Origin of the sequence: Ruegeria sp. HKCCD7559, assembly GCF_013110575.1 — a bacterium.
Classification (GTDB): domain Bacteria; phylum Pseudomonadota; class Alphaproteobacteria; order Rhodobacterales; family Rhodobacteraceae; genus Ruegeria.
The window spans coordinates 49,149-72,883 of sequence record NZ_WVQU01000009.1 but is presented as its reverse complement, the minus strand read 5'-3'; the positions used below and the strand labels follow the sequence as shown (position 1 = coordinate 72,883).

General features: G+C 59.7%; 24 protein-coding genes. 15 read left to right on the top strand and 9 right to left on the bottom strand.

Features of this window, described 5'->3' with window-relative positions; all coding sequences use genetic code 11:
• The first annotated feature begins 199 nt into the window (after positions 1 to 199).
• A complete protein-coding gene (locus GS605_RS18425; RefSeq protein ID WP_171637758.1) occupies positions 200 to 1,018 on the top strand; it encodes a DUF2189 domain-containing protein in 819 nt (272 codons plus the stop codon).
• 216 nt (positions 1,019 to 1,234) lie between these two features.
• Here the strand turns inward: GS605_RS18425 and GS605_RS18420 are convergent, their stop codons facing one another.
• A complete protein-coding gene (locus tag GS605_RS18420; protein ID WP_171724917.1) occupies positions 1,235 to 1,921 on the bottom strand; it encodes a response regulator transcription factor in 687 nt (228 codons plus the stop codon).
• A gap of 162 nt (positions 1,922 to 2,083) precedes the next feature.
• On the opposite strand from GS605_RS18420, the gene ribA reads away from it, so the two are divergent.
• Entirely contained in the window at positions 2,084 to 3,175 is a 1,092-nt protein-coding gene (ribA, locus tag GS605_RS18415; protein ID WP_171724916.1) for a GTP cyclohydrolase II, read from the top strand.
• Entirely contained in the window at positions 3,172 to 3,672 is a 501-nt protein-coding gene (locus GS605_RS18410) for a L,D-transpeptidase family protein (RefSeq protein ID WP_171724915.1), read from the top strand. The genes ribA and GS605_RS18410 overlap by 4 nt, the downstream gene beginning before the upstream one ends.
• Here the strand turns inward: GS605_RS18410 and GS605_RS18405 are convergent.
• Together GS605_RS18405 and GS605_RS18400 are read right to left on the bottom strand one after the other, a co-directional pair.
• Positions 3,656 to 4,315 carry a YggS family pyridoxal phosphate-dependent enzyme gene (locus GS605_RS18405; protein ID WP_170345592.1) on the bottom strand — a complete coding sequence of 220 codons (660 nt, stop codon included), beginning with the start codon at positions 4,313 to 4,315 and terminating at the stop codon, positions 3,656 to 3,658. The genes GS605_RS18410 and GS605_RS18405 overlap by 17 nt on opposite strands.
• Positions 4,316 to 4,416: 101 nt before the next feature.
• Positions 4,417 to 5,466, bottom strand: coding sequence for a porin (locus GS605_RS18400; protein ID WP_171724914.1), 1,050 nt, complete (start codon positions 5,464 to 5,466; stop codon positions 4,417 to 4,419).
• Between the two features lie 285 nt (positions 5,467 to 5,751).
• Here GS605_RS18400 and GS605_RS18395 point away from each other — a divergent pair, with 285 nt between their 5' ends.
• From GS605_RS18395 to holA, 4 genes are all read left to right on the top strand, one after another.
• Positions 5,752 to 6,234 carry a DUF3576 domain-containing protein gene (locus tag GS605_RS18395; protein WP_170345590.1) on the top strand — a complete coding sequence of 161 codons (483 nt, stop codon included), beginning with the start codon at positions 5,752 to 5,754 and terminating at the stop codon, positions 6,232 to 6,234.
• Positions 6,235 to 6,306: 72 nt separating this feature from the next.
• A complete protein-coding gene (gene leuS, locus GS605_RS18390; RefSeq protein ID WP_171724913.1) occupies positions 6,307 to 8,844 on the top strand; it encodes a leucine--tRNA ligase in 2,538 nt (845 codons plus the stop codon).
• Positions 8,831 to 9,322, top strand: a complete 492-nt coding sequence (gene lptE / locus GS605_RS18385) for an LPS assembly lipoprotein LptE (RefSeq protein WP_171724912.1) — start codon at positions 8,831 to 8,833, stop codon at positions 9,320 to 9,322. Before leuS ends, lptE begins: the two co-directional genes overlap by 14 nt.
• Positions 9,319 to 10,347: a DNA polymerase III subunit delta gene (holA, locus tag GS605_RS18380; protein ID WP_171724911.1), complete on the top strand. Its 1,029-nt coding sequence runs from the start codon at positions 9,319 to 9,321 to the stop codon at positions 10,345 to 10,347. Before lptE ends, holA begins: the two co-directional genes overlap by 4 nt.
• Before the next feature lies 1 nt (position 10,348).
• Here holA and GS605_RS18375 read toward each other — a convergent pair whose 3' ends face one another.
• Complete coding sequence (locus tag GS605_RS18375; RefSeq protein WP_171724910.1) at positions 10,349 to 11,533, bottom strand: TIGR03862 family flavoprotein; 1,185 nt, start codon at positions 11,531 to 11,533, stop codon at positions 10,349 to 10,351.
• A gap of 48 nt (positions 11,534 to 11,581) precedes the next feature.
• Between GS605_RS18375 and GS605_RS18370 the strand changes: the two genes are divergently transcribed.
• On the top strand, positions 11,582 to 11,878 hold the full coding sequence (locus tag GS605_RS18370) for an HNH endonuclease (RefSeq protein WP_171724909.1): 297 nt from the start codon (positions 11,582 to 11,584) through the stop codon (positions 11,876 to 11,878).
• Here GS605_RS18370 and GS605_RS18365 read toward each other — a convergent pair whose 3' ends face one another.
• From GS605_RS18365 to GS605_RS18355, 3 genes are read right to left on the bottom strand one after another with little or no spacing between them, the layout of a single operon-like run.
• Positions 11,879 to 12,616, bottom strand: coding sequence for a VOC family protein (locus GS605_RS18365; protein WP_171637776.1), 738 nt, complete (start codon positions 12,614 to 12,616; stop codon positions 11,879 to 11,881). It lies immediately after the preceding gene.
• Entirely contained in the window at positions 12,613 to 13,221 is a 609-nt protein-coding gene (locus GS605_RS18360) for an enoyl-CoA hydratase/isomerase family protein (RefSeq protein ID WP_171724908.1), read from the bottom strand. Before GS605_RS18360 ends, GS605_RS18365 begins: the two co-directional genes overlap by 4 nt.
• Positions 13,218 to 13,961, bottom strand: a complete 744-nt coding sequence (locus GS605_RS18355; protein ID WP_171724907.1) for an SDR family oxidoreductase — start codon at positions 13,959 to 13,961, stop codon at positions 13,218 to 13,220. Before GS605_RS18355 ends, GS605_RS18360 begins: the two co-directional genes overlap by 4 nt.
• Positions 13,962 to 14,101: 140 nt before the next feature.
• Between GS605_RS18355 and GS605_RS18350 the strand changes: the two genes are divergently transcribed.
• From GS605_RS18350 to lpxK, 5 genes are all read left to right on the top strand, one after another.
• Positions 14,102 to 15,616: a DUF2125 domain-containing protein gene (locus GS605_RS18350; protein WP_171724906.1), complete on the top strand. Its 1,515-nt coding sequence runs from the start codon at positions 14,102 to 14,104 to the stop codon at positions 15,614 to 15,616.
• 172 nt (positions 15,617 to 15,788) lie between these two features.
• The gene (locus GS605_RS18345; RefSeq protein WP_171724905.1) at positions 15,789 to 17,135 is read left to right on the top strand and encodes a TldD/PmbA family protein; all 1,347 of its coding nucleotides are present in this window, start codon (positions 15,789 to 15,791) and stop codon (positions 17,133 to 17,135) included.
• Positions 17,122 to 17,922, top strand: coding sequence for a 3'(2'),5'-bisphosphate nucleotidase CysQ (locus GS605_RS18340; RefSeq protein ID WP_171724904.1), 801 nt, complete (start codon positions 17,122 to 17,124; stop codon positions 17,920 to 17,922). Before GS605_RS18345 ends, GS605_RS18340 begins: the two co-directional genes overlap by 14 nt.
• Positions 17,919 to 19,157 (top strand): 3-deoxy-D-manno-octulosonic acid transferase, encoded by a 1,239-nt coding sequence (locus GS605_RS18335; protein ID WP_171724903.1) that lies wholly within the window; start codon positions 17,919 to 17,921, stop codon positions 19,155 to 19,157. Before GS605_RS18340 ends, GS605_RS18335 begins: the two co-directional genes overlap by 4 nt.
• A complete protein-coding gene (lpxK, locus tag GS605_RS18330) occupies positions 19,144 to 20,145 on the top strand; it encodes a tetraacyldisaccharide 4'-kinase (protein WP_171724902.1) in 1,002 nt (333 codons plus the stop codon). Before GS605_RS18335 ends, lpxK begins: the two co-directional genes overlap by 14 nt.
• A gap of 39 nt (positions 20,146 to 20,184) precedes the next feature.
• Here the strand turns inward: lpxK and GS605_RS18325 are convergent, their stop codons facing one another.
• Together GS605_RS18325 and GS605_RS18320 are read right to left on the bottom strand one after the other, a co-directional pair.
• Entirely contained in the window at positions 20,185 to 20,847 is a 663-nt protein-coding gene (locus GS605_RS18325) for a DsbA family protein (RefSeq protein WP_171724901.1), read from the bottom strand.
• A 13-nt stretch (positions 20,848 to 20,860) separates the two neighbouring features.
• The gene (locus tag GS605_RS18320) at positions 20,861 to 21,367 is read right to left on the bottom strand and encodes a DUF721 domain-containing protein (protein ID WP_171637788.1); all 507 of its coding nucleotides are present in this window, start codon (positions 21,365 to 21,367) and stop codon (positions 20,861 to 20,863) included.
• A gap of 81 nt (positions 21,368 to 21,448) precedes the next feature.
• Between GS605_RS18320 and mutY the strand changes: the two genes are divergently transcribed.
• Together mutY and GS605_RS18310 are read left to right on the top strand one after the other, a co-directional pair.
• Positions 21,449 to 22,504: an A/G-specific adenine glycosylase gene (mutY, locus tag GS605_RS18315; protein ID WP_171724900.1), complete on the top strand. Its 1,056-nt coding sequence runs from the start codon at positions 21,449 to 21,451 to the stop codon at positions 22,502 to 22,504.
• Between the two features lie 61 nt (positions 22,505 to 22,565).
• Positions 22,566 to 23,702, top strand: a complete 1,137-nt coding sequence (locus tag GS605_RS18310; RefSeq protein WP_171724899.1) for an alkane 1-monooxygenase — start codon at positions 22,566 to 22,568, stop codon at positions 23,700 to 23,702.
• The last annotated feature ends 33 nt before the right edge of the window (positions 23,703 to 23,735 follow it).

Below are 23,735 nucleotides of genomic sequence, written 5' to 3'. Positions count from 1 at the left end.
AACGCCAGTTGCCACGAGAAAAGGCAGCCCCGATGCCAGGACCACAGACCGGCAGTTAGGCGGGCGTCACATTCGTGCTTTCCCTTGCCCTGATATCTCGCCTGATGCAGACTTGTCTGCGAATGAGGAATGTCTGTTTCACCGCTGGGTCTGTTCGCGAACAGACCGGCCCGGCACCATGCTTTGGGAGGAGTGTGTCATGGCATCCGAGACCGCAGGTTCCACGCCACCGGAAAACCTGACGCCGCAGCAGCGGGACATGCCGCAGGTCAACAAGATCACGACGGATGACATCAGGGCGTCGCTGAAAGCCGGGTTTTCCGACTTTTTGGCCCGCCCTGTCCTGAGCGGCTTTTTCGGTCTGTTCTATGCAGTATTCGGAATTCTGCTGGTTTGGGTCCTGATCTGGCTTGGCCAGATCTGGATGATCATTCCCGCCATTGTCGGCTTTCCGCTGGTCGCACCTTTCGCCGCCGCCGGGCTTTATGAAATGTCGCGCCGCTTGCAAAAAGGCGAAAGCTTTGGCTGGGCTGAAATCCTCAGCGTCATGGCCAATCAACGCAAACGCGAATTGGGCTGGATGGCCTTTGTCACACTTTTCATTTTCTGGGTGTGGATCTACCAGGTTCGGCTTTGGCTGGCGATCACCCTTCAGAACGCATCCTTCTCGGATTTCGACGGGTTTTTGAACACCGTTTTCTTCACGCCGCAGGGCTGGATCTTCCTTGCCATTGGCACCTGTGTCGGCGCGTTCCTGTCAGCCGTACTGTTTTCGGTGACCGTCGTCGCCATGCCCTTGCTGCTGGACCGGGAAACCAACTTCATCTCTGCCATGTTGACCTCTTTGCGCGTCGTATCCGAAAGCCCGGCGGTCATGCTCGGCTGGGCGGCGATCATCTCGGTCACCATACTGTTGTCGCTGGTTCCAGCGTTTCTGGGCCTGATCTTTACCCTTCCGATCCTTGGCCACACCACGTGGCACCTTTACCAGCGCGCCGTTGCCCCGGCGGAAGGGTGAACCGCGGCAGAGCTCACCTCCGTCATTGGGCGAATATCGGTCAGTGCTGCTGTCTGCCTTCGTGTGGAAGCCGCCCCTCAGCAGCAAAAAAAGCCGGGCCATTCGGCCCGGCAGTCCAACAGGGAGGTACATGTCATAACCCGGACATGCACGGGTTGGGAGTAACCTAATTATGAGTACAGAGTATCACTTTGATCCACATCAATCCACAACCAGTTAAGACACGAGCCTATATCCACCCGATTCTGTGACCAAAAGGCGCGCATTGGACGGATCGGGCTCGATCTTCTGACGCAGACGATAGATGTGGGTTTCCAGCGTGTGGGTCGTGACCCCGGCATTGTATCCCCACACTTCGTGCAACAGCACATCCCGCGCCACGACACCATCGGTTGATCGGTACAGGAACTTGAGGATGTTGGTTTCCTTCTCGGTCAGACGGATCTTGCGGTCTTCTTCCGTGATCAGCATCTTCATCGCCGGCTTGAACGTATAGGGGCCAAGAACAAATACCGCGTCCTCGGATTGTTCGTGCTGCCGCAGCTGAGCGCGGATACGGGCCAGCAATACCGGAAATTTGAAGGGTTTGGAGACATAATCGTTCGCGCCGGCGTCCAGGCCCAAGATCGTATCGGCATCGCTGTCATGACCGGTCAGCATCAGAATCGGGCTTTTCACGCCCTGTTTACGCATCAGGCGGCACAATTCCCGCCCGTCGGTATCCGGCAGACCCACATCAAGAATGACCAGATCATAGATCGCTTCGCGTGCGCGCTCCATAGCGGAGTGGCCGTCTGACGCTTCGAAAACGTCAAAGTCTTCGGTCATGACAAGTTGCTCGCTGAGCGCCTCACGCAGATCCTCGTCATCGTCCACCAACAGGATTTTTTTGAGTTGAGCCATTTCCCGATCCTCCAAACGCTTTTCCATCACTTGCGCGCGGAATATGCAATCAACAAGATTTGCTGCAACGGTTTCACGCCATCGTGTCAGAGTTGGCAGAAATGTTTCACATTTCCTTTGGAAACAGCTAGGAGAAGGGCTGAGCGTTATAGGGTAACATAGATGAGCCTCATTCCCGATATCACCGAACTTCTTGCCCGGGCCCGGGCCGATCTGCGCATGGGCGTTCCAGTGGTTCTGACCGATGACAGCGGCTTTAGCGTTGTGGCGATCTCTGCGGAAACGCTCAACCCGCAGCGCCTGGCCGATCTGAAAAAGCTCGGAGACCCGGTGGTGGCCATTACCGGGCGGCGGGCCGAAACACTCAAGGCGCGGGCCTATGACGGCGATCTTGCACGCGTTTCAATTCCCGCCGATGCAGACATCACTTGGGTGCAGGCGGTTGCTGATCCCTCTGACGATCTGAACGCGCCGATGAAAGGGCCGTTGATGACCGAGCGCCACGGTAACGCCAATTTGCACCGCATCGCGATTGCGTTGGCCAAGTCCGCGCGCATTCTTCCTGCCGCGGTCGTCGTGCCGGTCGAAGATGGCCGGGCCTTTGCGGTATCGAACGGCCTGACCTGCATTGACCACACGCGCGCCGCCCCGCATCTGGCGGACCGCAGCGCCCTGCACGAGGTGGTTGCCGCGCGTCTTCCGATGGAAGTATCCGAGGCCGGCCGTCTGCATGTTTTCCGCCCCGAAGATGGCGGAGAAGAACATTACGCAGTCGAAATAGGCCGCCCGGATCGGGACAAACCAGTGCTGGCCCGATTGCATTCCGCCTGTTTCACGGGCGATCTGATGGGCAGCCTGAAATGCGACTGCGGTCCGCAATTGCGGGGCGCACTGGCGCAAATGGGGGCCGAAGGGGCTGGCGTTCTTCTGTATCTGAACCAGGAAGGGCGTGGTATCGGGCTGGCCAACAAGATGCGTGCCTATTTTCTTCAAGATCAGGGTTTTGACACGGTAGAAGCAAACCACAGGCTGGGTTTCGAGGATGATGAGCGCGACTTCCGACTCGGGTCGGATATCCTGAAATCTCTGGGTTTCAACTCGGTGCGCCTGCTGACCAACAACCCTGCCAAGATCTCGATGATGGAACGCACAGGGATCGCCGTGACCGAGCGCGTTCCTTTGAAAGTGGGTGAAACCGCGCATAACCGGGGATACCTGGCCACGAAAGCCGCGAAATCCGGGCACCTGTTGTGACTCCAGGCGATCTTGTGCTCACCCCGCGTGGTGTTCGCTTTCGTGGCAGGACGTTCCCCTGCTCGATTGGCAAAGGCGGATTGAGCAACACGAAACACGAGGGCGATGGGGCGACACCTACCGGATGCCATCGAATCGTCGGCATGCTCTACCGGCCCGACCGGCTGGTCGCCCCCAACTTCTGGGCGATCCCGATTGGGCCGCAGGACTTGTGGTCTGATGACGTCGAAGACAGCCACTATAATCACTTGGTGCTTGCCCCTTATGCGTTCAGTCATGAGAAACTGCGCCGGGCTGATCCGCTTTATGATCTGGTCCTGTTGACCGACTGGAACTGGCCGAATGCCGTTCCCGGCAAGGGATCGGCGATTTTTCTGCATCAGTGGCGCAGGCCCGGCTACCCGACCGAAGGTTGCATCGCCTTCCGTCGGGACCATTTGCACTGGATTGCAGGGCGAATCTCTCCTGGAACGCGCCTGATCATCCCAGAGGCTTGACCCGCTCGCCGAAAATGGCCGACCCGACGCGGACATGGGTCGCGCCCAAGGCGATGGCCTGCTCGAAATCACCGCTCATACCCATCGACAAGCCCTCAAGCCCGTTGCGTGCGGCGATCTTGGCCAAAAGTGCGAAATGAAGTGTGGGTTCTTCATCGACCGGCGGGATGCACATCAACCCGCGCACCGGAAGGTCCAAAGACTGGCATTCCGCGATGAACCCGTCCGCGTCCGCGGGAAGAACGCCGGCCTTCTGCGCTTCTTCACCCGTATTGACCTGAATGAACAAGTCGGGGCAGTATCCCAACTCTTGCGCCAGCCGCGCCAGGGTTTTGGCCAGTTTGGGGCGATCGACCGAATGGATCGCATCACACAGTTCCATCGCCTGCCTGGCTTTGTTGGTCTGCAACGGGCCGATGAGATGCAGATCGACGGCATCGAACTGCTCTTTGAAAGCGGGCCATTTGCTGGCCGCCTCCTGTACGCGATTCTCACCAAAACACCTGTGCCCCTGCTCAAGAACGGCCTGAACCCGTTCGTTGGGCTGCACCTTGGAAACGGCAATCAATTTGACCGAACCGGCCTGCCGTTGTGCTTTGGCTTCGGCTTTGGCGATACGCGCGGTGATCTCTTGCAACGACATGGGGCCCTCAATCTGTCTTTGGCGCAGAAAAACACCAAGTCGGCGCAAAAGAAAAGGGCGAGTCCGAAGACCCGCCCTTAAACCTTACGGTTCAGATCAGCTTAGAAGTTGAACTGAGCACCGAAGTCAGCCTTGATGGTCGAGTCTGCGCAAGAGTCACAGTCGTTTACACCCAGACCACCGCGCAGCGATGCACCGCCACCCAGGTCGTAGATTGCACCGATTGCAACCTGCTGAAGGTCAGCAGATGCGTTACCGTCACCATAGGTGAACAGCAGGGTGGTTGCAGCGCCCAGGTTGTAGGCAGCCGACAGACCCCATGCAGTACCGTCGGTCGAAGCAACTTTGGTTGCGTCGTCCGCGACAAACAGAGTACCCGAGAAGTCACCCCATTCGCCACCCAGGGTCAGAACGGTCAGGCTCGGATCGCTGCCTGCGCCACCGTCGGTCTGACCATAGGCCAGAGCGGCAGTGATGTTGTTGAAGGTGTAGGTCGCGCTGATGTCCCAGCGGTCTGCGTCAGTGGTGGTCGAAGCGGCACCACCAGCTGCAACAGTTGTAACCTGCGCTTGGTCATAAGACGCACCAAACGAGAAGTCGCCAACCGAATACTGGAAGAACACAGCGTTCGCGCCCGAACCGGTCGACGAGTACGCCAGGAAGCTGTAGTCAACGCCCGAGTACTGACCTGCGAACAGTTCCAGACCTACTTCGTTGCCGTAGTAGTTTGCCAGGTTGTCAAACGAACCTGCGACGTTGCCCGCGTCAACACGCAGACCGCCGTAGATGACCGAGAAGCGTGCGCCGTTCAGGCCGGCCGAGTTTGCTTCACCGGTGCTGCTGTCTTCGTCAGCTTGCAGACGAACACGGCCTTCAAAACGAACGCCGCCGTCGGTTTCTGCGATGCCGTCGATGTTCAGACGGAAGCGCGAGACCAGGATAGCGTCGTCAGACTGTGCGGTCGAGCTTGCGGATACGTCATCTGCTGTGCCCATCAGGCCGTCTGCGCCAGGTCCAGTAACGGTTGTGGTTGCGGTACGGTCTTCAGTGTAACCAATACCAAAACGGCCGTAACCGCTGAAGTTAATCTCAGCTGCCGCAACGCCTGCGGTCGCGATCAGCGCCGTCGATGCGAAGAGAACTTTTTTCATCTTGTTTCCCTCGGTTTCTTTCAAAAGAGTTATCTACTCGACACATGCCTCGGCATATGTCTCAGCACGGACACCGTTTCGCTCTTTTTGCCCCCATTGCGCAAGCTTGGCATAAACCCGGTCCCGTCATTGGGGTCAGATTGGTGCAAGGATGCCACAGTTCCTTTTCGCCCGGATGCGGGTGATACACTTACATTTCAGAAGAATAGGCTTGTTGCAGCGAGGGTCCTTGGCTAGGAGTATGCCCTGAATACTGCAAAACAAGTGAAACAGGACCTGCTGACAATGCGCCTGCCTACGATTTTGGGATTAATCATGCTGACCACCACGATTGCGGCATGCGGGCAGAATCGAACCACTTCGACATATTCCCCCAATCCCGCCAGCGGTAATTCCGATGAACGCGAACTGAACGATCCCGAACGTTCAACGTTGTGGGACATTTTCGATCGCAGCAAGGCCGAGCAGACCACCAATGTAAACCGGTACCTGTGGGCAGCTTCTCTGGACATACTGAATTTCCTGCCTGTGCAGGAGGTCGATCCGTTTACCGGAGTGATCGTAACAGGTTACGGCACCCCTCCGGGCGGAGGCCGGTCATACAGGGCGACCGTACACATCAGCGATCCGGCGCTTGCGGCCCGGTCTTTGTCCGTCGCCCTGCAATCCAGCGGGGGCGCCCCGGTAAGCGCGGCAACAACCCGCGCCGTGGAAGATGCGATTCTGTCCCGCGCCCGTCAGCTGCGCATCGCCGACAACAAGTTCTAGCACTCCGCCGAAAATCACACTAATACCACGCCGGGTTCCTACCCGGCGTTTTCATTCACGAAGGACCGCACAATGTCGCGCTATTCGGCCACCGAAATCGAAGCAAAATGGCAAGAGGCCTGGGACAAGGCAGGAATCTTCATCGCCAACCACAAGGCGGACAAGCCGAAATACTATGTGCTTGAGATGTTCCCCTACCCGTCCGGCCGAATCCATATGGGGCATGTGCGCAACTATACGATGGGCGACGTCATCGCGCGGCACAAGCTGGCCACCGGGCACAATGTTCTGCACCCCATGGGCTGGGACGCGTTCGGGATGCCGGCGGAAAACGCTGCCATGGCGATCGGCGGCCACCCCAAAGAGTGGACTTACGGCAATATCGCCGACATGCGCGCCCAGATGAAGCCACTGGGCCTGTCGATCGACTGGTCCCGTGAATTCGCCACATGTGATCCGGAATACTATGGCCAGCAGCAGGCGCTGTTCCTCGACATGCTCGAGGCCGGGCTGGTCTATCGCAAGAATGCCGTGGTGAACTGGGATCCGGTCGACATGACCGTTCTGGCCAATGAACAGGTGGAAAACGGGCGCGGCTGGCGCTCGGGTGCGCTGGTGGAACGGCGCGAGCTGACGCAGTGGTTCTTCAAGATCTCGGATTATTCCGAAGAACTGCTGAACGCTCTGGACACGCTGGAAAACTGGCCCGCCAAGGTTCGACTGATGCAGGAAAACTGGATCGGCAAGTCGCGCGGCCTGCAATTCGGGTTCGAGCGCACGGATGGTGGGGAACCGATCACTGTCTACACGACGCGCCCCGACACGCTGCTGGGCGCATCCTTCGTTGGGATATCGCCCGATCACCCGATCGCCAAACAGCTTGAGGCCGAAAACCCGGAAGTCGCTGAATTCGTTGCCGAATGCCGCAAGGGCGGCACCACGGAAGAGGCCATCGAAACCGGCGAAAAGCTGGGTTTCGACACCGGCATTCGCGTCAAGCACCCGTTGGACCCGAACTGGGAGCTGCCGGTCTGGATCGCCAATTTCATCCTGATGGATTACGGCACCGGCGCGATCTTCGCCTGCCCGGCCCATGACCAGCGCGACCTTGATTTCTGCCGCAAATACGATCTGCCGGTGATCGACACCTTCTTTGCGCTGGACGACGACACGCCGGTCGACAAGATCGCCTTTGTCCCACCAAAAGAGCAGAAAGTCCGCTGGGTGAACCATTTCGCGGGCCTGACCGAAGCAACCGGAGAAGAGGCGATCAACACCACCATCGATTTCGCCGAAAAAGCCGGTTGGGGCGAAGGGGTCACGAAATATCGCCTGCGAGACTGGGGCTTGAGCCGTCAGCGCTATTGGGGTTGTCCGATTCCTGTCGTTCACTGCGAAAGCTGTGGTGTGGTCCCTGAAAAGAAAGAGAACCTTCCGGTTCGCCTGCCCGATGATGTCACCTTCGACAAACCGGGCAACCCGCTGGACCGTCACCCGACCTGGCGCGACTGCGCCTGCCCGAATTGTGGCGCCCCTGCCAAGCGCGAGACCGACACGATGGACACATTCGTGGATTCGTCGTGGTATTTCGCGCGCTTCACCGCTCCGCGCGCGGAAACGCCCACCGATCTGGCCGAGGCGGAATACTGGATGAATGTTGACCAGTATATCGGCGGGATCGAACACGCGATTCTGCATCTGCTGTATTCGCGGTTCTTCGCCCGCGCGATGAACATCACCGGGCATTTGCCGGACAAAGCCATCGAACCCTTCGACGCGCTGTTTACCCAAGGCATGGTGACGCACGAGATCTACCAGACCCGCGATGCCAACGGTCGTCCGGTCTATCACCTGCCCGAAGAGGTCACGGACGGAAAACTGGCTGACGGCACAGAGGTCGAGATCATCCCATCGGCCAAAATGTCAAAGTCCAAGAAGAACGTTGTCGACCCGGTCAGCATCATCTCGGCCTTCGGCGCCGATACCGCGCGCTGGTTCGTGCTGTCCGATTCGCCACCCGAACGGGACGTGGAATGGACGGCTGCGGGGGCCGAGGCCGCGTACAAGCATCTCAACCGTGTCTGGAATCTCTGCGACAAGATCGGCGCCATGGACCCGAACGCCACGGGTGAAGGCGATGAGGAACTGCTGCGCGAGATGCACAAAACCATCCGCGACGTGACATTGGGTGTTGAAAGCTTTGGCTTCAACGCGGCCATCGCCAAGCTTTATGCCTTCACCAACACCCTGGCGAAATCCAAGGCAGGTGCTGCGGCCCAAAAGCAGGCCATCAAAACGTTGGCACAGCTGATGTCGCCGATGACACCGCATCTGGCGGAAGATATTTGGGCCCATCAGGGCGGCGAAGGCCTTGTGGCCGTCGCGCCATGGCCCGTCGCCGACGAGGCGATGCTGGTTGATGACACCGTCACCTTGCCGATCCAGATCAACGGCAAGCGTCGCGCGGAAATCAGCGTGGCCAAGGATCTGGATAAAGCCGAGGTTGAAAAAATTGCGCTCAGCACTGAAGCTGTTCAAAAGGCGCTGGAAGGGAATGCGCCGAAGAAAGTGATCGTCGTTCCGGGCCGGATTGTGAATGTTGTCGTTTGATCGCAGAACGTTTTTGCTGATGCCGCTGGCGCTGGCCGCCTGCGGCTTTGAGCCCGTCTATGCACCTGGCGGATCAGGTTCGGCCTTGTATGGCCGCGTCGAGGTGTCGGCGCCCAACACCGTGGAAAGCTATTTGCTGGTCCAAAATCTGGAACAGCAACTGGGGCGAAGCGCCGGGTCGGTCAACGACTACAAGCTGGACGTTCAGGTTTCGACCGTGACGCGTGGCGCTGCAATCACCACCACAAACGAAACGCAACGCTACACCATCGACGGAAGCGCGCAATACACGCTGCGGTCCAACGCAACCGGTCAGATCATCGCCTCGGGCTCGGTGGCGGATTTTGTGTCATATTCTGCCGCAGGATCGACCGTTTCCACCTTGGCGGATGAGCGCGATGCCAAGAGACGGCTGATGATGATTCTGTCGGGTCAGATCATGAACCGTCTTTACGCCACACCGGGTCTGGCTGCATGAAGTTGGGCCCGCGCGAGGCTGAGGGGTATTTTGTCAAGCCGGACGCGGACAAGACAGGGCTGCTTATCTATGGCGCGGATGCGATGCGGGTTGCGCTCAAGCGGCAACAGGTGCTGGCCGCTCTGCTTGGCGCCCAAGCCGAAGAAGAAATGCGCCTGACCCGCATGCCCGGTGGCGATCTGCGTGGTGATCCCGCCCTGCTGCTGGACGCGGTCAAGGCGGTCGGCTTCTTTTCCGGCCCACGTGCCGTTTTCGTGGAAGACGCAACCGAAACCGCGGCGCCGGCAATTCTGGCCGCACTCGAAGATTGGGCCCCCGGAGACGCCCAGATCATCGTGACCTCAGGGCAATTGAAACCCAGCTCGAAAATCCGCAAGGCGTTCGAAGGCCACCCTGCCGCCTACGCCGTCGGCATTTATGACGACCCGCCCTCACGCGCCGAAGTGGAACGGGTTCTTGCCGAGTCGGGTATGAAAAACGTGCCCCGAGATGTCATGTCTGCAATCAGCGAATTGGCCGTCAGCCTCAGCCCCGGTGATTTCGCCCAAACGATTGAAAAACTGTCTCTTTACAAGCGCGGTGACAGCGCTGATTTGACGATCGAAGATATTGAGGCCTGCGCCCCGCGCTCGACCGAGGCGGCGCTGGATGATGTTCTCAACGTCGTTGCCGAAGGCCGCGCCGGTGAGATCGGGCCGCTGATCCGGAGGTTGCAGGCGCAGGGCACCAACGGCGTGACTCTGTGCATCGGAGCGATGCGGCATTTTCGGACACTCTATGCCTGCGCGTCCGATCCCGGCGGTGCTGCGCAGGGCATCGGTAAGCTGCGTCCACCGGTTTACGGCAAACGGCGTGACCGTATCCTGCGGCAGGCACAAGGTTGGGGCGCGACCAAGCTGCAAACCGCACTGACGGTTCTGACCGATACAGATTTGGCGTTGCGGTCGGCCGGGCAGACAGCCCCTGCCATGGCGCTGGTGGAACGCGCGATGATCCGATTGGCGATGTTGGCGCGATCCCGCTAGGTCACTCAGCCTTTTCCAGCCAGTCGGCGGCAGACCGACCGGCCCAGCGCCCGGTCGCCAGGCAAGCCGTGAGCAGATAGCCCCCGGTCGGGGCCTCCCAGTCCAGCATTTCCCCAGCGCAGAACACACCCGGCAGGGCCGTCAGCATCAGCCCGTCATCCAGCGCTGCCTGTTTGACACCACCTGCGGTCGAAATGGCTTCGCCCATCGGGCGAAGGCCGACATGCCGGACAGGCAGCTTTTTCAACATGCTCACTTGCACGGATTGAGGGTGGCCACCGCGTTTTGCCATTTCATGAAACAGGGCGATTTTCTGAGCAGACAGGTTCAGCGATTTCCTCATCCACTGGGACAGCGTTGTTTTCGACCGTTTCGCGGACAACCGCGCCAGCAGAGCCTGTTGGTCCAGATCAGGCGTCAGATCAGCAAACAATGGTGTCCCCGCGCGCAAGGCCGGTGTCAGCTTATACAGCCCTCCGCCTTCCAGACCGGTTCTGGAAATCGCAGCCTCTCCTCGGCTCTCCAAATCGCCTGCCATCCATCGGATCGATTTCAATGCGGCCCCGAAATGGGGCTGCATATGTGGGCTCCAATCAACGGAAATGGCTGAGTTTGCGGGTTCAAAGGGTGCCAAAGCCACGTCTTTTCCGGCCAATATCTGCGCCCAGTGACCGTCCGAGCCTAGGCGGGCCCAGCTTGCACCGCCCAGTGCCAGCACGGTGACATCCGTCGAAACACTGCGCCGCCCGTCCGGAGTGTCAAACACCGGCGCATCACCGTCCCAGCCTGTCCAACGCCAGCGGGTCCTGATTTCGACCCCGGCCTTGCCCAATCGTGCCAACCAGGCCCGCAATAAGGGCGAGGCCTTCATTGCTTGGGGAAACACGCGCCCCGTCGAGCCGACAAACAGCGTCTGCCCCAACCCGCGCGCCCAGTGCTGAACAGCTTCGGCATCAAAGTCAGACATGATCGGACGCAACCAATCTGCCGCTTCACCATAGGCGCGGATCAGGTCATCACGCGGCTCGTCCTTGGTCAGGTTCAGCCCCGATTTCCCGGCCATCAGGAACTTGCGCGCGACCGAAGGTTTGGCCTCGGCCACCAACACGGAATGCCCGGCTGCGGCGAGCTGTTCGGCCGCCATCAACCCGGCGGGGCCTGCTCCAATCACCACTGCCTGCGCCATTCGCACCCTCTTGCCTTCGCCCGTCACAGGCGCAAGTTTCACATCATCATGACGAACAGCGATCCAATCTGCCCGCTTTGCGACCGCCCGATCCCCGAGGGGGGTGGCAGCCTGCATCATCTGATCCCAAAACTCAAAGGAGGCAAGGGCGGACCTACCGTTCTGCTGCATCAGATCTGCCACAAAGAGGTGCACGCCACCCTGACCGAAGCCGAACTGGCACGCAGTTTCAACACGGTCGAGGCCCTGCGTGCGCATCCAAGGCTCGAGAAATTTCTGACTTGGGTTCGCAAACGCCCACCCGGATTTCGTTCGAAAGTTCCGGGCAAGCGGCGCGGGCGCTGATCAACCTGGCAGGATCTGGTCCCCGACAATATCTGTAAGAGGTTCGGACAGGCCTTCGATCACGATACCCTGAAAGTCCGGTACATGCACGAATTGTGCGCCCGCAACATGTTGGAATTCCAACGTCGTATAGGCGCGTTTCCACAGCCATTCGCGGTTTTCAACAGCCCAAAGGTCAGGATTGGGCGGGGTTTCGTCCGTAAAAGCATAAAAATGCAGGTCAAAGCCGTAAGGGGCGACCTCCTGCATCGACAACAACGACATGCCCTGGGCGCGCCAGAACGCGTCTTCGGCGGCAATATCGCCGGTTCGAAGGGTAATCTGACCGATCCGAGCCTGCGCAAAAGGCGCGTCAGGGTCCGCTGCATGCGGCGGTCGGTTGCCTTCGAAATCATGTTGCAGCAGCTCGATGACGAACCCTTCGGGATCCGCAAGATGGCACATGTAGCCGATGTCCAGAAACTGATTCGGCGTGCTCACTGGAACGTCAAACCTGCGCAGATGAGCCGCAGCAAGATCGACATCCGGCACGGTGATTCCTATCTTCCAGTAGCGCTGCCCCTTGTCATGGGTGTACCCTCCTCCACCCGGCAGCAACAAAATATCTGCGTCTGCACCGTCATAGCCGACACGGTGGCCGGTTTCTGTTCGGCCAACGGACATGCCCAGAATGTCGCGATAAAACGCGGCCAGCCGATCCGGGTCAGCGACCCGCAGGCGCAGTGCAGACAGCCTCATGAGCACAACCTTGCGATTCCCGCCGCGATCTCGGGGTCGGCGTTCACGCTGTCGGCAACCAGATCGCGTGCGGTTTGCATCAGGTGATCGGGATCGACAATCCGGTCCACTAGGCCAAATTCATACGCCTCTTGCGCGGTGATTTTCTGACCCGCCATAAAGATCAACTTGGCCCTTGCCGGTCCGACCAGAGCCGCCAGCCGCGCGGGGTCGGACGGTTGTGGCAGAAACCCCAGCTTCATCACCGGATAGAAGAACTTGGCCGACGGCACGGCAATGCGCAGATCGCAGGCCAGTGCCATACCGTTGGCCCCGCCTGCCAAAGTGCCGTTCAGTGCGGCAACGGTCAGACAGGGCAACGCGGCAATGGCGCCGGACAGCCTTTCCCAGACATCCGATTTGGCCAGACCGGCGCGCGCTTCGTCCAGATCTGCCCCGGCGCTGAACACTTTACCCGCGCCCGTCAGGATCAACGCCTTGGCCTCTGTCGCGGATTCGGCGATCTCGGCCAGTTCCGCCAGCATGACCCCCGTCAGGGCGTTCGCCTTGCCGGGATTGTTGATCGTGACGGTCCACAGGCCGCCTTCTTTGGTCAAATCGATCATATCAGCCCGGCCCGTTTGCGTATGTCATCAAGCCGGAGCGAAATTTCAGTGCCAAGGAACTCATCAGCATTATCCGTGCACATCCACAACAGCGCCCGCGCGGGCCAATCTGCTGGGATATGCACATCCCAGTCCAGCTGACTGACGGGATTTATGCCGCTGGCCTTGATCGACCGCTGCATATCGGTGGCCACCGTCCCCGGTGACAGGCCCATGGCGCGAATACCATTATGGGCTTCTTCCAGATGCAGACATTCCGTGAGCATCTTGGCCCCGGCCTTCGAGGCGCAATAATGGCTCCAGGCTTCGACCGGGTTCGACGCTGCACCGGACGAGATCGTCAGAATGCTCCCTCCTCCCGCAGCCCGCATCACCGGCAACGCCGCGCGCATCCCGTAGAAAATACCTTTCAGGTTGATGTCGATGGCCTTGCTCCACGCCTCGGTGTCAGCATTCGAGAGATGAAAGATCGGATCGATCACACCCGCGTTGCCGATCAGAACATCCAACCCACCGAACCGGTCCACGCATGTGGCCACGGCTTGTTCCACCTGCGCGAAATCGCTGACGTCACAGGCCAATGCGATGGCCTTATCGCCCAATGCGGCCGCCAGAGCGTCAATCTGATCCTGACTGCGAGCCACCAATGCGACATTGGCGCCGGCTGCGGCAAAAACGCGCCCTGCCTCGGCCCCAATTCCTCGGCTGGCCCCGGTTATGAGAACAGTTTTTCCCTGCATTTGCCCTTCCTCACGCATTGCAATCTCTGTCGGCTACAGCCGTAACGCGTAAACGGGGAAAGGGTCCAGCCCTTGCCCCCTTGACGATACCCGCCACAAAACCGACCATGCGCCACAAATTGATCAAGAAGGGTTACCTTATGTCCGTTTTCCTTCGCCGCAGCTGCGGCGCTGCCTTGGCTTATGCCGTTGCCACCCAAGGGGCGTTTGCCGATCTGTCGGCCGATGACGTCTGGTCCGATTGGCAGAGCTATTTCACCTCGATGGGTTACACCGTCACAGGAGACGAAAGCACTTCGGGCGACGTCACCACGATTTCCAACATGACACTTTCAGTGGCCCTTCCCGAAGAGGACGGACAGTTTCAGATGGTCATGCCGGAAATGACATTGACCGAAAATGGTGACGGGACCGTTACCATTGACCTGCCGGAAAGCTTTCCCATGGAAATCACCGGTCAGGCCGAAGACGAAAACTTCGCAGCCACTGTCACCTATTCCCACAGCCAACTGAACATGGTCGTGTCGGGCGCACCGGACGACATGACCTATGACTACAAGGCTGACAATCTGGGCGTGAAACTGGATTCGATTGAGGTCGATGGTGAGGCGCTGCCCAATGATGTGTTTGGCATCGATGTCCAGGCAAGCGATCTGTCCGGCAGCTCGCGGATGCAGATCGGCGACAATCGGAACATCAGCCAGACGTTCAACGCAGCCACGTTAACTTATGATCTGAACTTTAAGGATCCTGAAAGCGGCGAAAACGGGTTGATCAACGGTCAACTCGATCAACTGGCATTTGAGGGCAACAACGTCGTCCCGCCGGATTTTGACTTTTCGGACCCAGAAGCCTTTTACAAGGCTGGTTTTTCGTTTGACGGCACCTTCACCTATGCCGCAGGCAGCACGGATCTGAGCGGGACCAGCGAAGGTCAGGCGTTCTCGATGAACAGCACGTCCGAAGGCGGGCGTTTTGCAGCCAGCATCGATGCAGAGCGTATCGTCTATGACATTGACCAGAACAGCACGAAGATGGCCGTTACCACGGCGGGCCTGCCGTTCCCGATCGAACTTTCGATGGCCAAGGCGGGCCTGAACTTCGAATTCCCCATCCAGCAATCGGACGAGGTTCAACCCTTCGGCTTTGGGCTGAACCTGACCGATTTCACCATGTCGGACGTATTGTGGGGCATTTTCGATCCTGCGGGCGCGCTGCCGCGTGATCCGGCGACGATTGCGCTGGATGCGACGGGAACCGCGAAAGTGCTGATGAATATCTTCGATCCTGAAATCGACGTCGAATCCGACGAAGCGCCGGGGGAACTGCACTCGCTGAAGATCAACGAACTGCTGGTTTCGCTGGTTGGCGCCAAACTGACCGGTACCGGTGATTTTGCTTTCGACAACACCAATACCGAAGAGTTTGATGGCCTGCCCAGCCCAAGCGGCGTGGCGAACCTTCGGCTGGTTGGCGCCAACCAGTTGATCGACACTCTGATCGGCATGGGAATCATCTCGGAAGAAGACGCGCTGGGTGCCCGCATGATGATGGGTCTGATGGCAGTTCCGGGCGAAGAGCCGGACACACTGAACTCGAAGATCGAGTTCACCGAAGACGGCCAGATCCTGGCGAATGGTCAGCGTATCAAGTGACAATCAACGGAAAGGGCCGCGCAACATGCGGCCCTTTCTCTGCCCTGCCAACCCTTGCCCAAACCTCTGAAACGGCACGGGTTCACCGCGATACTCAACGCACAATCTGGTCACAGGTCTTGCGAGACGGGCGGTCCAAGGCTAGGTCCTTGGCAATCAACCCGGAGGCCTCATGACCTGCTCACCAGAAGAAATCAGCCATCATTTGCTTGACGTGGCCCGCAAGGCAGGCGCGGACGCGGCGGATGCCATCGTTATCGACGGATCCTCTGTTTCCGTCGAAGTGCGGGGCGGCGCGCTGGAACATGCCGAGCGCTCGGAAGGGACTGATTTGGGATTTCGGGTGTTTCTGGGCAAACGATCCGCCATTGTGTCCAGTTCCGACAGCCGCCCTGAAACCCTGCGCGCCATGGCGGAACGAGCTGTCGCAATGGCCAGGGAGGCCCCCGAAGATCCGTTTTCCGGGCTGGCTGACAAGGACCAGCTGGTCACAGACTGGAACATAGAGTCACTGGAATTGTCAGACCCCGCCCCGGCCCCGTCTGCCGAAGCCCTGATGCAGGATGCCCTGACGGCCGAGGCCGCAGCGCTGGCCGTCGCCGGCGTCACCCAGGTGTCGGATGCGGCCGCAAGCTATGGAACCCACCATGTGCATCTGGCCGCGACAAACGGGTTCACCGGCGGGTACGCGCGCAGCAGCCGGTCGGTTTCCTGTGTTGCGATCTCGGGCGAAGGCACGGGGATGGAACGGGACTATGACGGCGACAGCCGGACGTTCCAATCCGACCTGCGCAGCGCGAAAGAAATCGGGCGCACTGCAGGCGAACGCGCCGTGCAACAGGTTGGTGCGCGCAAACCTGAGACGGGAAGTTTTCCGGTGCTCTTCGACGAACGGATCTCGTCTTCGCTCATCGGCCACCTTCTGGCCGCCAGCAATGGCGCGGCGATCGCACGGGGCGCATCTTGGATCAAGGATTGTTTGGGGCAGGACGTTCTGCCTGCGCATCTGTCCCTGATCGAAGACCCGCACCGCCCGCGCATTTCGGGCTCGCGTCCCTTTGATGCCGAGGGTCTGCCGACACGACGCCGGGCAATCGTGGAAAACGGTGTTCTGACCGGCTGGACGCTGGACCTGTCAAGCGGGCGAAAACTGGATATGGCGTCCACGGGAAATGCCGCGCGTGGGGTCTCGGGCCCGCCATCGCCCAGCAACTGGAACCTGAGCCTGACACAAGGTGACCAAAGCCGCGCCGACCTGCTGCGCGATATGGGAACCGGGTTGCTGGTCACGTCCATGATCGGTTCAACGATCAACCCCAATACCGGTGACTATTCAAGGGGTGCATCGGGCTTCTGGGTCGAGAATGGCGAGATCACGCATCCGGTCAATGAATGCACCATCGCGGGCAATCTGCGGGACATGCTGCGCCGGATCATCCCGGCGAACGATGCCCGCCCATACCTGTCGCGCGTGGTTCCGTCGCTTCTGATCGAAGGAATGACACTTGCCGGCAACTGATCTGCCCCTGCTGATCGAGGCGGCGCTGGAGGCCGGCAAGATCGCCACGCGCTATTCCGGCACGCAAGCACAGCGCTGGGACAAACCCGATGGCGCCGGCCCAGTGACCGAGGCGGACCTTGCCGTGAACACGATGCTAGAGGAGCGGTTGTGTTCGGCGCGACCGGGCTATGGCTGGCTTAGTGAAGAATCCGAGGATTCCACCGACCGGCTGGACCGCAACAGCACTTTCATCATCGACCCGATCGACGGCACCCGGAGCTTTGCAGAAGGCGCGCGCACCTGGGCACATTCCATAGCCGTCGCCGATAACGGCGTGGTGACGGCGGCGGTCATTTACCTGCCGATGCGGGATTTGCTGTACACGGCGGCCCAAGGTCAGGGCGCGTCTCTCAATGGTAAGACGATCACGACCTCGGACACCGCAGAGCTTTTGCAATCAGAAATTCTGGCCGCCAAGCCGAACCTTGACGCACGGCATTGGCGCAATGCGCAGGCGCCAGAATTCGAACGCGCGTATCGTCCGTCACTTGCCTATCGCATGGCTTTGGTTGCGCAGGGGCGGTTCGACGGCATGCTGACCCTGCGCCCCAGTTGGGAATGGGACATTGCCGCCGGCGACCTGATCATCCGAGAGGCCGGCGGCGTGTGTTCCGACCGTACGGGTCAACGGCTGATCTTCAACAACATGCATCCCAGGTTGAACGGCGTGATCGCCGCCAGCGCCTCGATTCATCAGCAACTGTCGGCACTGCTGGATCCGGCCGGGCCGGGAATTGGAACATGAGCAAACCGCGCTCACTCAGCTTGGCCGCCTACAGGGTGTTGTCATGGGGGTTGCGCAACGGGGTTGCGCCGCAATCCAACCTGCCGCGCCCCGAAGGTGAGTTGCTATGGATCCATGTTGCCACCCCGGATCGGCTGCGGGCTGTGACCGACTTCTGCCGTCGGCTGTCGCAGGTCAGGGCCAAGCTGAATTTCCTGCTGACAGCCCCCCCGGATGAGGATCTGTCCAACTGGCCGGACAGCAGGTTCCCTTTGATCAACCTGCCACAGGAACAGAGTGGAGCCGCCCGCGAGTTTATCGAATACTGGCGTCCGAACATGGGGTTGTGGGTCGGTGGCGATCTGATGCCCAACATTGTCACGCGCGCTGACGAACAGGCGATCCCGCTGGTCCTGTTCGACGCCCAATTCAGCGTCACACTGTCCCGGAACGCCCGTTGGCTGCCGGACATCACACGGGTGACCTTTGACTGTTTCCGCAAGATTCTCACGCCATCCGCCGAGACGGCTCGACAGATCCGCCGCCTCGGAATCCAATCCGGAAAAGTTGCGGAATCACCGCCTTTGCGGATCAGCCCCAACCCTCGGCCCTGGCCAGAAGACGAACTTATCGAGACCACTCACACACTTGCCGGGCGCCCGGTTTGGCTGGCGGCATGGGTTCAGGACAAGGAGTTCATCTCGGTTCTGACAGCCCACCGTCAGGCACTGCGGATGCTGCATCGGCTGGTTCTGGTGTTGCACGTGGCAAACGAGCCGGAAGTCTCGCCGCTGAGACGGCGGCTGGAATCGATGGACCTGCGCTGCGTCAACTGGGATGAAGGGGACATGATTGAAGATACCACGCAGGTCGTCCTGACATCGGACCCCGAAAACCTGGGCCTGTGGCATCGCATGGCACCAGTGACCTTCATGGGCAGTTCACTGGAACGCGGCGCGGGCGGTCAGGATCCGTCCGAAGCAATCGCGCTGGGGTCTGCGATCATGTTCGGACCATATGTGCATCGCCATCAGGAATTCTATTCCAGCCTGCAACAGGTGAACGCCGCCAAAGAGGTTAAAACGGCAACCGAACTGGGCGACGCCGTTGTGCAGCTTCTGGCGCCGGATCAAGCTGCCGACATGGCGTTGGCGGGATGGCAATTGTTGACCGAAGGCGCACCGCAGGCTGACGCCCTGATCGAAATGGTGCAGGATATTCTGGATCAGCGGAGTGCGGATCATGCGGGCACCTGATTTCTGGAACACGACCCCGGACCAACCGGATCTTAGGGCGCGTATGCTGGCACCGTTGGGGCGCCTGTATGCAGCGGCAACCGCCCGTAGGATCGCCTCGGAATCCGGCGAAAAGCCGGGTGTGCCCGTGATCTGTATCGGCAACCTCAATGCTGGTGGAACCGGTAAGACACCAACGGTGATCTGGACCCTTGAACAGCTTCGAGGCGCCTGGCACGAACCACATGTCGTCACGCGGGGGCACGGAGGCTCTTTGGACGGGCCGGTGCAGGTTGATCCGACCCGGCACACGGCTGCCGAAGTAGGAGACGAGCCGCTGCTTCTGGCGATGTTTGCCGAAGTCTGGGTTGCCAAGGACAGGGCGGCGGGCGCACGGGCCGCCGCAGCGGCGGGCGCCACGGCAATCGTGCTGGATGACGGTTTTCAAAACCCCTCGGTGGCCAAGGATTTCTCGATCATTGTTGTCGATGCTCAACGCGGGTTCGGAAACGGTTTGTGCCTGCCTGCCGGGCCACTGCGGGAACCGGTCGACATCGGATTGAAACGGGCCGACCTTGTGTTGTCTCTGGGCGATGAGGCCGCGCAAATGGCTTTCACCGGTCAGTGGGGCGACAAGTTGTCTGTTCCCCATGTCACCGGAGCAATCGAGCCCCTGCAAACCGGCATGGACTGGACCGGCACACGCGCTTTGGCATTTGCCGGTATCGGCCACCCCGAGAAGTTCTTCAAAACCCTGCGACAGCTGGGCGTAGACCTGGTCCGCGCCGAAGCCCTGGACGACCACCAGCCTCTGACTCAGGCACTGATGGCCCGTCTGGAAAACGAGGCGCGCCAACTGGGTATTCAGATGATAACGACCGAGAAAGACGCCGTACGTCTGCCCCCGGCTTTTCGGAGCAAAGTGATCACTCTGCCGGTTCGTCTGCGAGTGGGCGAAACTGACAAGGTCCGCGACATGCTATTGAATGCAGCACCTGCACCAAAATAGGCCCGGTCGGCCCCTACAGGGCCAACCGGAAAAGGGTTTTTAGCCGCCCAGTTCGTCTTCGATCAGCTTTTTGAAGTCAGCGTAGGACTGGTTGTCGACTTTCTTGCCGTTCACAAGGAACGACGGGGTCGACTGAATACCATCTCGTTCGGCGTTTTCCTGATACCACGCAGCCAATGTCCGCGCCTTGGTACCGTCTTGCAGGCAAGCCTCAAGCTGGTCGCCATCGATGCCGGCCAAACGACCGATCTTGCGCAGCTCGTCCACGATCTCGGCCGGACCACCTGCGCGTGTCCATTCTGCCTGCCCTTCATAGATCAGGTCTGTGATACCGAAAAACTTTTCGGGGCCAGCGCAGCGTGCAACCATCGATGCCCAAAGGCCGTAGCGGTCAAAATACACCTCACGATAGGTAAACTTGACCTTGCCGGTGTCGATGAAGTCTTTCTTGAGCTGCTTATACGCGCCTGTGTGGAAGTTTGCGCAGTGCGGGCAGGTATATGATGCATATTCGATGATTTCGACAGGTGCATCCTCGGCGCCCTGCACCATCTCGACGATCGTCGAAGTATCCAGGTCTGCCTCCTGCGCTTCGGCGGCACTGACCAGTGGAATGGTGACATTGGTGTTCGACCCTGTCAGCCAATAGCCGCCAGCGGCCACGGCGACGGCCGCACAGATTACGGTTGCAATACGGCTCATTTTCAGCCCTTTCTCAGCGTTTCTGTTTGGATAAAACGTTGCGCCCGAGACGTTCAAGAGCCGCGCGCAAATCTACATCATGTACATCGCGTGACATTTTGTCGGCCTCGGCGGCAATGTCAGGCGCAATCTGGGGTTTGGCTTGCTTCGGCTTGTGGTCGAAACTGGCCTGCCCCTCGGCAAATCCGGTCGGAGCGGTCTGGGTGATACGGACACGGCTGATGGCGTTATAGCCATAGACCGCGTTTACCTTGCCGCGCAGCTGTTCCTTCTGCATTTCCAGCATCGGAGCCTGTGGCCCGGTCGTTAACACAGTTAGGGTGGCACCAAATCCGCCCTTGCCATAACCCACTTTGACCGGGCGCGCGATGGCGGCGGTTTCCTGGCCGACAATCTCGGCCCAGTGGGTCAAAAGCCGCGACACGGCAAACCCCCGGCTTTCCCCGGCGCGCCGGATCTGATCGTTCAGCAAGGATGCGGTGCGTTTGAACCCGCGGGTCGAAGAACGTCTGCGTTGCATCTGGTTTCCTGCTCCTACACCTCTATTGTACTGGGCAGGCCACCATGTGCCAGCGAAACCCGACCGGGAGTTGAATAAAACTTGCGTGACTCTGCTGAATTCACCGTCAGTGATGCGTTGCTGGAATGGTACGACCGGCACGCCCGCGAAATGCCATGGCGCATCGGTCCGGCAGATCGCGCCGCCGGGATGCGCCCCGACCCCTATCGGGTCTGGCTGTCCGAAGTGATGTTGCAGCAGACAACAGTTGCCGCCGTTCGCGACTATTTCCTGCGCTTCACCACCCGATGGCCTACGGTTCAGGCTCTGGCCGCCGCACCGGACGATCAGGTCATGGGGGAATGGGCCGGGCTTGGCTATTACGCCCGCGCCCGCAATCTTTTGAAATGCGCCCGGGCCGTCACGCAAGACTACGATGGCCGGTTTCCCGACAGCTTTGAAGCGCTGCTGAACCTACCCGGCATAGGCCCCTATACCGCCGCTGCGATCTCGGCCATCGCGTTTGATCGGCCTGAAACCGTGCTGGACGGAAACGTCGAGCGTGTCATGGCCCGGCTCCATGACATTCACGATCCGCTGCCCGGCTCCAAACCCCTGCTGAAGGAAAAGGCGTCGACCCTGACCCCGGCCACACGTCCCGGCGATTACGCGCAGGCGGTCATGGATTTGGGGGCAACCATCTGCACGCCGAAGTCGCCGGCATGTGGCATTTGCCCCCTGCGTGACCCCTGTCAGAGCCGCGTCGCAGGCACCCAGGCCGACCTGCCACGAAAAACACCCAAAAAGCCCAAATCCACGCGCTATGGGCACGTGTATGTTGCGCAAAGCGCAGACGGGGCCATGGTGCTGGAACGCCGGCCTGACAAAGGTTTGCTGGGCGGAATGCTGGGCTGGCCCGGATCAGAGTGGAACGATGCCCCGGCCGAACGGCCTCCGTTCCCGGCGAATTGGAAGATGTTGCCGGGCGAAGTCCGCCATACATTTACGCATTTCCACCTGATTTTGCGGATCTGGACCACAGATGCCGCCGATCACGACGTACCCGAACATCTGACAGTTGTAGACAAACAAAGCTTCAGGCCCGGCGACCTGCCAACCGTGATGCGCAAGGCCTATGATCTTTGGCGAGGACAATAAGTCCGCTGTGCAAATCTTCGGGCCATGGCTAGGATATCTCCGTAAAGTCGGAGCAGAAAAGATGATCGCAACAGGCACATTGTCCCGCTGGCAATCTGCATCCCCTTTCTGGGTGTCGCTGCTGCTGATTCCGCTGGTCTGGTTTTCAGCTGCCACCGGTGGATGGTCACTGCTGCTGGTTCCTGCCGCAACCTGGTGGGCTTTTGCAGTGCTGGACCGGATCACCGGGCTCAACACGCAAAACGCCGACCCCGAGACGCCGGACACGGCGCTGCAATGGTACATATTACTGACAAAACTCTGGGCCCCGATCCAGTTCGTCACCCTTTTTGGTCTGATCTGGTACGCAACCCACGGCACCCATCTGTCAACGCTTGAGAAAATCGGCCTCTTCTTTGGCATGGGCGTCATTTCGGGCACGATTGGGATCAATTACAGCCACGAGTTGATGCACCAGAAAAGCCATATGGAACGCTGGCTGGGGGACATCCTTCTTGCCATGGTGCTGTATTCTCATTTTCGGTCCGAGCACCTGTTGGTCCATCACCGCCATGTTGGCACCCCACGCGATCCGGTAACGGCGCGCTACAACGAAGGTTTCCATCGCTTCTATCCCCGCGTTCTGTGGCAATGCTGGGTTTCGGCCTTCAACGCCGAGCGCAACAAGCTGGCCCGCGTCGGCAGACCGTGGACAGATCGTTCAAACCCGTTCTGGCGGTACTGGGCGCTGCAAGGTGGGATGCTGGCACTGGCCGGCCTGATCGGAGGATGGTCCGGCGTGGCGCTGTTTCTGCTTCAGGCTGGTGTCGCGATCTGGCAGCTCGAGCTGGTCAATTACGTCGAGCATTACGGCCTGACCCGAAAACACCTGGGCGACGGACGGTACGAGCATGTCCTGCCACGCCATTCCTGGAATGCCTCGCAGAAAGCTTCGAACTGGTTGCTGATCAATCTTCAGCGCCATTCGGACCACCATTACAAACCCAATCGCCGGTTTCCGCTGCTGCAACATCACGCGTCGGACGCAGCCCCACAATTGCCCTATGGCTATCCCGTCATGACCGTGTTCGCTATGATCCCTCCGCTTTGGCGGCGGGTCATGAACCCGCGCGTTCGCGCGTGGCGACGCCACTATTATCCCGAGATCACCGACTGGCACCCCTACAACAAATCTTTGAACCCCATGCCCAAAGCGTGACCGCAGCGCGCACTGGCGCGCTGCTTGACCCAA